Source organism: Sphingopyxis sp. LK2115 (genome assembly GCF_014595975.1).
GTDB lineage: Bacteria > Pseudomonadota > Alphaproteobacteria > Sphingomonadales > Sphingomonadaceae > Sphingopyxis.
Genome location: NZ_JABWGQ010000016.1, coordinates 63582 through 71591 on the forward strand (window position 1 = coordinate 63582; position 8010 = coordinate 71591).

At 60.1% G+C, this 8010-nt stretch carries 8 protein-coding genes; 7 read left to right on the forward strand and 1 reads right to left on the reverse strand.

The genetic code is table 11. The annotated features are described in order from the left end of the window. Positions 1 to 79: 79 nt before the first annotated feature. The 7 genes from HUW43_RS03220 to HUW43_RS03250 all read left to right on the forward strand — a co-directional run bounded on the left by HUW43_RS03220 (position 80) and on the right by HUW43_RS03250 (position 6765). Positions 80 to 1228, forward strand: a complete 1149-nt coding sequence (locus HUW43_RS03220; RefSeq protein ID WP_188236060.1) for a hypothetical protein — start codon at positions 80 to 82, stop codon at positions 1226 to 1228. After that, positions 1225 to 2250, forward strand: coding sequence for a hypothetical protein (locus tag HUW43_RS03225; protein ID WP_188236061.1), 1026 nt, complete (start codon positions 1225 to 1227; stop codon positions 2248 to 2250). Before HUW43_RS03220 ends, HUW43_RS03225 begins: the two co-directional genes overlap by 4 nt. Beyond that, entirely contained in the window at positions 2247 to 4181 is a 1935-nt protein-coding gene (locus HUW43_RS03230; RefSeq protein WP_188236062.1) for an Hsp70 family protein, read from the forward strand. The genes HUW43_RS03225 and HUW43_RS03230 overlap by 4 nt, the downstream gene beginning before the upstream one ends. 136 nt (positions 4182 to 4317) lie before the next feature. Next, positions 4318 to 4542: a hypothetical protein gene (locus HUW43_RS03235; RefSeq protein ID WP_188236063.1), complete on the forward strand. Its 225-nt coding sequence runs from the start codon at positions 4318 to 4320 to the stop codon at positions 4540 to 4542. A gap of 71 nt (positions 4543 to 4613) precedes the next feature. After that, complete coding sequence (locus HUW43_RS03240; RefSeq protein ID WP_188236064.1) at positions 4614 to 5051, forward strand: DUF2924 domain-containing protein; 438 nt, start codon at positions 4614 to 4616, stop codon at positions 5049 to 5051. After that, positions 5048 to 6385: a recombinase family protein gene (locus HUW43_RS03245; RefSeq protein ID WP_188236065.1), complete on the forward strand. Its 1338-nt coding sequence runs from the start codon at positions 5048 to 5050 to the stop codon at positions 6383 to 6385. Before HUW43_RS03240 ends, HUW43_RS03245 begins: the two co-directional genes overlap by 4 nt. Continuing rightward, positions 6382 to 6765, forward strand: coding sequence for a hypothetical protein (locus HUW43_RS03250; RefSeq protein ID WP_188236066.1), 384 nt, complete (start codon positions 6382 to 6384; stop codon positions 6763 to 6765). The genes HUW43_RS03245 and HUW43_RS03250 overlap by 4 nt, the downstream gene beginning before the upstream one ends. Before the next feature lie 19 nt (positions 6766 to 6784). On the opposite strand, the gene HUW43_RS03255 is transcribed toward HUW43_RS03250, so the two are convergent. Then, the gene (locus HUW43_RS03255) at positions 6785 to 7621 is read right to left on the reverse strand and encodes a DUF3883 domain-containing protein (protein ID WP_188236067.1); all 837 of its coding nucleotides are present in this window, start codon (positions 7619 to 7621) and stop codon (positions 6785 to 6787) included. Positions 7622 to 8010: the final 389 nt, after the last annotated feature.

Below are 8010 nucleotides of genomic sequence, written 5' to 3' on the forward strand. Positions count from 1 at the left end.
TGGATCAACCATTATGCAGTGCAGCCGGCCCGGGCGTTTGCGCGACAAGGCCAGACTTGCCTGACTGGAGGGGGCAAACATGCCGACTGTCGGCTGGATCCGTGAGGGAGATCTCGATGCCTTCTACGAAGGCACCGAGAGAGTTCCTGACCCAGCCCCTCACAAAGCGCGGACGTTTGCCTGCCCTTTCTGTCCGTCCATCCTCACGACGCAGCTCGACCTCCACGACCATGTGTACGCCAGGCACCGCGTCGAACGGCCGGTCATCATGCTGCCAGGTGGCGAGCCAACCGGGAACGACGTGATCCGTGCACCACTTCATGAGTCGGACGTGATGCTTACGAATACGAGCTTCGCAAGAGTTAGTGTCGACGGGGCAATGTCGCGCCAGGTGTCCCCAAAAGAGCTGCCGGAAATCCTAGCCAAGACGAAACACGCCGAGGTGAAGTTAGAGCTGGTTAACGACGTACAGCGCAACGCCGTACCGGTAACCTCGAAGTACAAAATCTCGTTCCGAGTCGCCGACCTTGACGCTCTCAGGAGTGTGGAGAAGGCTTTCGTCGAAGTTCTCGTGTCTGCAGCGATCAGCCGTGAATCGATCGGCAGGTTTCTTGCGGACAAGAGAGCGCAGGGCGCGGGAAACGAGTATGCCTCCGGTTTGGCTAATTATTGCCTGGGAATCCTTATAAAAGAGCGACCTGACGGGGAGCGACTTACGACACCTCTCTCTCGTTATCGTGAGCATTATGGATCTGCGCTAGAAATTCTTAAAGATTTCGATCGGCCACTTGCTCACCTGATCGCGAGCATCATTCGTTTCTCAATGAACGATTTTGAGAGAGGTCGTGAGCGAACTGGATATTGGGAGCTTGATTTAACGAATGAGTTACTCGTTGATCCAAGCTCGGAAAACTTGCCGCCGAGTCAGGGGCACTCCAAACGTCGTCCCGTCTGCCCGGTCGATCATGGTACCGGGAGAATGCTCGAGTTGGCGTCACATCTTGTCGGGCAGCCTCGGTGGAGTCCGATACTGGATGATGAGTGCCGGGCGCTCGCGCGCTCTGATGTTTTGGACGCTAGTGACCACCAGAAAGCCTTCGCCATATGGGCCGCAGTTGCTTGGCGACTGGGTGCGACGCAGAGCGCGTTGGAGCCACTCTCGCAAATAGCCGAGGTTTATCCGTTCAGCCGGTGGGCAAGAGAATACTTAGAGAAAGAACCGATGTGACTGAAAACGAAGAGAGCACTGGGACTATGCCAGATAAGAAGCCCGCAGACCTCTCAGCAAAAGACGAGACGGCGCCCGCAGAAAGTACCGCGTCTGATGTCGAGTTTCCGCCGACGTTGTCCGGGTATTTTTCAGAACAGCGCGCCACCCCATCAGCGTTCTTCAAAATCCTTCGCAAAAACGCTGTGAAGCACTTTCGATCCGACGATCGGGAGGCGGCTGGAAAGCTGATGATAGACCTTGATCCCGAGGGTGAGCGCCTTTGGGCTCTGATGTCACAGTCTACCTTACCCGATGCTATCGACACCTGGGTATGGGGGGCTGCTCAAGTGCGTCTCAAAGAGAAGCTTGGGGAAGCGTTCGATCCACAAGACCACGATGCCGCGCGGGTGCTCAAGGTAATCCTGACCTGCCTTTCACCTGGGCTTCGCTCCAATTCAAAGGACGAAAAGAAGAACGCCGAAACATGGCTACGCATCGGCATTTGCTGGCTCGTGGAAAAGCGCGCTCTCAAATCCTGGCAAGTTGCCGAGGGACTGCGATCCATCTTCTTCCCTGAGTTGAAGTCAGCTGCGCGCCTGGCTCAAAGGGCCATTCAACGGGGCAAGATTAGCGAGCTACGTCTCGCAGTAGCGGTGGCTGGGCTCGGCGATCAGGTGGTCAGAGAAGCAGCCGAAGAGCGTGATCGTGAAAGGAGCACGGCCGTCGACCTACGTCACCGGCTGGATGATGCACGAAAAACTATCGAAAGACTCAGTTCCGAGTTGAAAGGCGCGCGGAAGACGATTGCTGAGCATGAAGCAGCTATTTCCACGCTTGAGCAGACGCTCACGGCAGAGCGGCAGCACTGGGGTCATGATCTGACCGAGACAAAGGCCGAGCAGAAGGTCCTGCTGGGTGAACGCCTCGCGCCCTTGCTCGAAGATGCCATTGATGCACTTGAGATCGACCCGCCCGCACCGGGGACAGCGCTTCGACGAACAAAATCTGCACTCGCTGTTATTAAAGAGGTAAACGAATGACTGAACCGATTTTCGGAATCGATTTCGGCACAACGAATAGCCTTGCGGCGATTGCGGTGGGCGGCAGAGCATTGGCACTGGTGGACCGGGTGACGCTGCGTCCGCACCCGTCTGTCATTTGGTACCGTGGCTCCGACATCGTTGTTGGTCGAGAAGCGCGACAAAACATGGATATTACGGAAAGTGGTGCCCCTCCAGGTTTTGTTCGTTCTCCCAAGATGTCTCTCAGGCGTGATGGACCCATTTTTGTTGACGGCCGACCCGTCGAACCTACCGATGCTGTCGCCGAGGTTCTCAAGCATCTGAAAACCGACGCTTCCCTGGCGCGCGGGAGCGCTCCCGGCCACGATCTCACGAGAGCAGTTTTCACTATACCGGTTGATTTTGGAGGGCCTGAGCGCCGCGCCCTCCGCGAGGCGGCGCGAAAAGCCGGAATTGGCGTTGTGCAGTTTGTCCACGAGCCCGTAGCGGCCCTGTACGCTTATCTCCGCTCGCAGCCCGACCTTGGCCGTGAGCTGGCACGCCTGGAAGGAAAAACAATCCTCGTTTTCGATTGGGGCGGTGGCACGCTCGACCTCACACTATGTCGCATCTCCGGCGGCGCGATCATGCAGGTTAGAAATCTTGGCGACAATGAAGTGGGTGGTGACAAGTTTGACGAGCGTCTCAGAAACCACCTGCGCGAAAAGCACGCTGCCACACATGGCCTCGATGACATTTCAGCGCTCGAGCAACCCGGCATGGCAGCAAAGCTGCTACATCAGTGCGAAATCCTGAAGATACATTTGTCCGATCCGAAGGCCGACACGGAAGACGTTATCGTTCGAAACTACTTGAAGGTCGATGGAGCCGGAAGGAACCTCCTCGGATCCGTAAGCCGTTCGGAACTCGACGACCTCAGCGCGGGTATTGTCGCGCGCGGGCTCGCTCGAATCGATGAGATACTTGAGCAAACGCAACTGACCTACCAAGATATCGAACTCTGCCTCGCTACCGGAGGCATGGTGAACATGCCTGCGATACGTGACGGTCTCACAGAACGGTTCGTGGGCAGGGTGCCGCGGCTCGACAACGGCGATCGGATCATCGCCGAAGGCGCTGCCTGGATCGCAAACGATGGTCTGAGGCTGAAACTCTCAAAACCAATCGAAATTCTTGTTGCGGATACATCCGGCCGGGGAACGTACCACTCCCTCGTCGATGCCGGTTGGACCCTTCCGATCGAGAACGAAACGCAGAATGTTGCTAACACGCGCCTGTTTTGCGTCGACCCGCGGGAAGGTGTCGCGGTGGTCGAGGTGGCGAAACCGGTGAAGCTCGGCAAAACATCACCGAACGATCCCCGACATTCGCTTTGCGTCGCCAGGGTCGAAGTGGACCGGAATGCGCAGCCCCTTATTGAACGAATTGAATGCAATTTGCAGATCGACCACGATTACATCGCCCGGGTGACACTTAGGTCGACAGGTCGAGGGGCTGAGTCTTCCGCAGAATTCCATGACCTCGAATTCGGACTCTCGCTGAGAGAGGGGGGCTCCCAAGACCCCGAGGCAGACGATACTGACAACGTTGTCTCGTCCGGTTCGCTAGGAAAGATCAAATCACTTGCCAGCAGCAATCTATTTCAAAGAACTAATGTCGCACGTTTTGATGAGCGATCCCATGCGCATGGCGACCTCTGGAAGTACGTGCCCGGGGATTTGGTCGCGACATGGAAGTCAAACTATTTTGATACCAGGAACAGAGAGGCGACTGAAAGACAATTGGAGGAGCGCAACTTCTATGTTCCTTGTGCTCGATGCAGAAGGACAATCTCTCAGATCAAGGCGGAAGGTCCAGTTGATGGGTGTCGCGGTTCGTGCGGCTTAGATCCGAGCAAAGGACGAGCAGATTCGTTCCAGCAATCTTCCCCACCCTATCGGGAGGTTTAACTGCCCAGGAGGATGGTCGAATCATTCGCGCCGGCTCGAATGATTCCGCCGTGGCGCGATAAGCCATTGAATCTTATTGCGTATCTTCGTTTTGTGACTACCGTTTCGCCAATCATCTTCTATTGCGAACGGTCTCATGCAAGACGCCCGATCCGGTCCAAACCCTCTTTTGCCCGCCCGTCTGTCGGCGGACGAACGCCTCGATGAACTCGCGCAGATTCTTGCCGCGGGGCTGAGGCGTATCCTGCCGGAACAGTCCAGTTCTTTATCTGCACCTGGCGAAGACAGTTCATTCGACATTCTCGCCCTCAAACGCCGTGTTGGTCGTCGCAAACCGAGCAACCGAGTTGGAGGGCAATGATGCCAGGGACAAAGAGAAAGACTGACGCCGCACCATGGCAACAGGGCAACCGCGATGCGGCGCACGCGGGCGTGGTCACGCAGCTTGCAGCGCTGAAGCGAATGGCGGTGGTCGAGCTGAAGGCGAAGTGGGAAAGCCTCTTCGGTACACCCGCTCCGAACAACAGCCGCAGTTACCTCGAACTGAGGCTCAGCTACCGGGTCCAGGAACTGACCCTCGGCGGCCTGACCCGCGAGACGCGGCGGACGCTGGACTTGCTGGCTGACGAAATCGAGGGCCGGGTCGGGCGCAAGACGATCATCGCGGATCCCCGCAACCCCGTGGTCGGAACCCGCCTCGTGCGTGAATGGGACGGGGTGGAGCACACCGTCACTGTGATGAAGGACGGCTTCGACTGGCAGGGGCGCAAGTTCAAGTCGCTCTCGGCGGTGGCGCGGGCGATCACCGGCACGCAGTGGAACGGCTACCGCTTCTTCGGCTTGCGCGAGGCGCGGAGGGACGACCGATGAGCCGTCATCAGGAAGCCGTCGCGGTCGTTCCGCGCCGCCAGCGCTGCGCCATCTATACCCGCAAGTCGAGCGAGGAAGGGCTCGACATGGAGTTCAACAGCCTCGACGCCCAGCGCGAGGCTTGCGAGGCCTTTGTGACGAGCCAGAAGGCGGAAGGCTGGGCCACCATTCGCGAACGCTACGATGACGGCGGCTTCTCCGGTGGCACGCTGGAGCGCCCCGGCTTGAAGCGTCTCATTCAGGACGTCGAAGCCGGTCTGATCGATGTGATCGTGGTCTACAAGATCGACCGGCTGTCGCGCTCGCTGATGGATTTCGCCAAGCTGGTCGAGATCTTCGACCGCAATCAGGTGACCTTCGTTTCGATCACGCAGTCGTTCAACACCACGACCTCGATGGGCCGCCTGACCCTGAACATCCTCCTCAGCTTCGCACAGTTCGAGCGGGAGGTGATCGGCGAGCGCATCCGCGACAAGGTCGCGGCATCCCGCAAGCGCGGCATGTGGATGGGCGGTCACGTCCCGCTGGGCTACGACGTGCGCGACCGCAAGCTGGTCGTCAACGAAGCGGAAGCCGCGACGGTCCGGATGATCTTCGAGCGCTTCGTCGCCATCGGCTCCGCCACGACGCTGGCGAAAGCGCTCGCGGCCGAGGGCGTTCTGAACAAGCGCGGCAAGCCGATCGACAAGGGCTTCCTCTACAAACTGATCAACAACCGGGTCTACCTCGGAGAAGCCGTGCACAAGGGCACGGCCTATCCCGGCGAGCACAAGGCCATCATCGATCAGGCCCTCTGGGACAAGGTTCACAGCATCCTGCAGGAGAGCCCGCGCCTGCGGGCGAAGAACACCCGCCGCCAGACGCCGGCCCTGCTGAAAGGGATCATCTTCACCGAGACGGGCACGGCGATGACGCCGACCGCGACGAAGAAGGGCACGCGCCTCTACCGCTACTACGCGTCGATGGACCTGATCCGAAACCGCCCCACCGGCGAGACTTGCGGCCCGCTGCGCTTGCCCGCCGGCATGGTCGAGGACGCCGTCGTCGGCGAAATCCGCCGCATGATCCGCGCGCCCGAGATCGCGGCGCGGACGATCAAGGCCCTTCGCGAAGAGAGCCCGACGGTCGATGAGAAGGCGGTCGTCCAGGCGCTCGGCGAATTCGACCAGCTCTGGGCGGCGCTCTATCCGGCGGAGCAGACCCGCATCGTCCAGCTTCTGGTCGAGCGGGTGACCGTCGGCGAAGACGGCATCGCCGTCGATTTGCGCCATGAGGGGCTGGGCTCGGTCCTGCGGGACATGATGGCCACCCGCCAGGCGGAGGCCTGCGCATGACCGACTCGACGAACACCATCCGCGTCGTCATCCCCCTGACGATCCGCAAACGCAATGGGCGGCCGAAGATCCTCCCGCCCGACGAGGTGACAGTCCGGGACGGCCGGTCGCAAGACCCTCATGTGCTGCGCGCCATCGCCCGCGCTTGGAACTGGCGGCGGCAGCTGGAATCCGGTGCCGCTTCCACCATTCAGGATATCGCCGCGGCCGAGAAGGTCTCCGACCGGTTCGTGAGCCGCATGATGCGGCTCGCCTATCTGTCGCCGGAGGTGCTCGAACACCTCGTCATCAGGCGCGTACCACCGGCGCTTTCGCTGAACGACCTCGTTGCAGTTGCCGATCGGCCGTGGGCAGAGCAGATGGACATGGTTTTTGACTGAGCGCGCCGGCGCCCTGGTATCAATGGAAGCCTGCCACGAATGCTGTGGCCGTGAGTGTGACGTGGGCATCGAGCGGCGGATACAGTTCGAAGGCCTTCGGCTCACGCGAGAAGTTCCAAAGCCGGAACAAGCACCATTCGGATCGGCGCTCGTCTGCTACCGCGAGCTCGTTGCGGGTGATGTGGAAGGGCGTCCGTTCCCAGCCGTTCGTCGTCTTCACCTCGATCAAGCGCGCCTGGCCATCTGGCGCGAAACTCGCGATGTCATAGCCTGCGCCATCCCCGTCCTCCTCAGACACCCAACGGACCTTTCGCGCCAAGTCATCACGTCCCGCCGACCGTAGCGATGCCCACTCATGCGCCAGAACGCGCTCCTCGCCGGCGCGACCGAGGGCGCGGTTGCGCTCGTCCCGGCCTGCCACATCGAACTTGCCTGCGATGTGCAGCATCTGCTCCAGCTCTAGCGGTGGCGGCTGGTTCGACAGCGTCGGCGGCGGGCCGATCCAGATCGGTGCGGATTCTTCAAGACCCGTCGCCGGGCGCGAGTCTGGCAGACGGCCGAGCCACGCGGGGTTGATTGCCAACCACCGTACCACCGCGTCGACGAGCGACATTTGGAAATTGAACGCAGGCTTGTAGCCGGGGATCCAGTCCTCGCCGAGCCCCTTCAGAACCGCGCTGATGTTCTGGTGCTTGAACTCGATCGATCCCTCCGAACGGCCGTTCAGCAACGGCAGGAGCGTACGGCGATGCTCTGCCTTGCTGTACGGGCGTCCGAAGACGTCGTCGGCCAGCATCGCGAAGTAATCCGCGACGATCAGATCGTTCTCCTCATCGGTCCAAGGCTCGCTCGACATTAGGCCAGGCTACTGACGTCGCGGCCATTTGTCATCGAAAGTCAAAGAACCTTCGGGTCCTTGATCCCCCGCATAACGACGGGCTGCGCACGGCTTCCCCCGAATATGCCTACCGCGTGTTCCCCCGGCGGCCACGCCAACCGGAAGAACGCCCGCTGAATCCATTGTCGAGCGACCTGCGAAACCCGTTGGAAACGCTGGCCTTCGCGAAGCCGAACCGGGCCGGACGAGGTTCGCTCGGTTAGAGACGGAGGGCTGTTCGGAGACGGAAATTGGACCCGGCGCCAGTCTCCGAGGTTCGGGCGTCTCGGCTAAGCGCCTTTGAAACAAAAAGAAAAAGGCCCCCAACGGGAGCCTCATCTCGGGTTCGCTACAAGATAATGGCGGAG